Origin of the sequence: Pseudomonas cichorii (genome assembly GCF_019719005.1) — a bacterium.
Taxonomy (GTDB): Bacteria; Pseudomonadota; Gammaproteobacteria; order Pseudomonadales; family Pseudomonadaceae; genus Aquipseudomonas; species Aquipseudomonas cichorii_E.
The window spans coordinates 1-1,420 of record NZ_JAIGPJ010000086.1 but is presented as its reverse complement, the minus strand read 5'-3'; the positions used below and the strand labels follow the sequence as shown (position 1 = coordinate 1,420).

The following is a 1,420-nucleotide window of genomic DNA, read 5'->3' as shown; positions in this document are numbered from 1 at the left end:
AAGTTGGACACCCATCCAACCCTTGGGGGACGTTATGAGTAAGTACACAGAATCATTCAAGCTCACCGCCATCGCCACCTATCTTGGAGGTACTGATGGCTTGCGCAAGGTGGCCCAGCACTTCGGCATTGATGTCAGCTTGCTACGACGGTGGGTGGCTCATTACCAGATCCATTCAAGCATCAGTCCTCTGTCTCATGCACAGCGCTACAGCAACGACTTCAAGCGCCAGGTCGTGCAGCACAAGCGTGATCATCGCCTTTCCCTGCGTCAGACAGCCGCGTATTTCGGCCTGGGGCATTCCTCTCAAATAGGCATTTGGGAGCGACAGTACTACAGTGGCAGCCTTGTAGACCCTACTGTCGCCCAACGAAGAGTGCCTACCCGTATGCCCAAGAGAATTAAGCCACTGAAGCCCACTGACACCGATGATGCGTTGAAATCACGAGAGCAACTGATGGGCGAGCTCGAATATATGCGCATGGAGAATGCCGTTTTAAAGGAGTTAAAGGCTCTGGAGGAAGAGAAGGAACGAAGACAGGCGAAAAAGCGCTGATCGTTTCCAGGCTCAAAGACCGATTTCCTCTGTCTGCTCTTTTGCCTTTGCTCGAACTGTCGCGCAGTACGTTTTACTACCAGGCCAAAAGCCAGCAACAACCGGACAGGCATGCTGCGCTCAGGCAACAGGTACAGCGCGTCTATCACCAAGAGAAAGGGCTGTACGGGTACCGACGTGTTGCGCTCGTGATCAGGAGCCAAGGGCTCGTGGTGAACAAGAAAGTCGTGGAGCGGTTGATGGCCGAGCAAGGCTTACGGTCGGTCGTGCGTCCCAAAAAGTATCGCTCTTATCGGGGGACGGTCGGCAAGATTGCCGCGAATCTGCTGGAGCGCAATTTCGTCGCCCAGCGGCCCAACCAGAAGTGGGTAACCGACGTGACCGAATTCAAAGTGGCGCAGCAGAAGCTCTACCTCTCTCCTGTGATGGACTTGTACAACGGTGAAATCGTGGCTTACGAAACAGCCAGTCGGCCCTGCTACAAACTGGTGGGTAACATGCTGGAGAAGGCTCTTGGTCATTTGGGAGGTGAGCCCAAACTGGTCCTTCACTCTGATCAGGGGTGGCATTATCAGCAGACCCAATATCGCGCCACACTCAAGCAGCGCGGGGTCAAACAGAGCATGTCGCGCAAAGGCAATTGCCTGGACAATGCGGCGATGGAGAGCTTCTTCGGCACACTCAAGTCCGAGTTTTTCTACCTGAGGCGATTTGAGAGCGTTGACGAATTGAAGGCGGGTCTGGATGAATACATCCACTACTACAATCATGAGCGAATCAAGCTAAGGCTCAATGGCCTGAGCCCTGTCGACTACAGGGCTCAGGCTGCTGGCTGAAACCGTCCAACTTTTGGGGGGCAGTTCA

At 54.2% G+C, this 1,420-nt stretch carries 1 protein-coding gene; it reads left to right on the top strand.

What is annotated here, in order from left to right:
- Nucleotides 1–34: 34 nt before the first annotated feature.
- Nucleotides 35–1,392, top strand: a protein-coding gene (locus tag K5D32_RS25690; RefSeq protein ID WP_409372899.1) for an IS3 family transposase whose coding sequence is annotated in 2 segments (ribosomal slippage) — nt 35–512 and nt 512–1,392 — 1,359 coding nt in all. Because the reading frame shifts where the segments join, the coding sequence is not laid out codon by codon here.
- Nucleotides 1,393–1,420 lie beyond the last annotated feature (28 nt).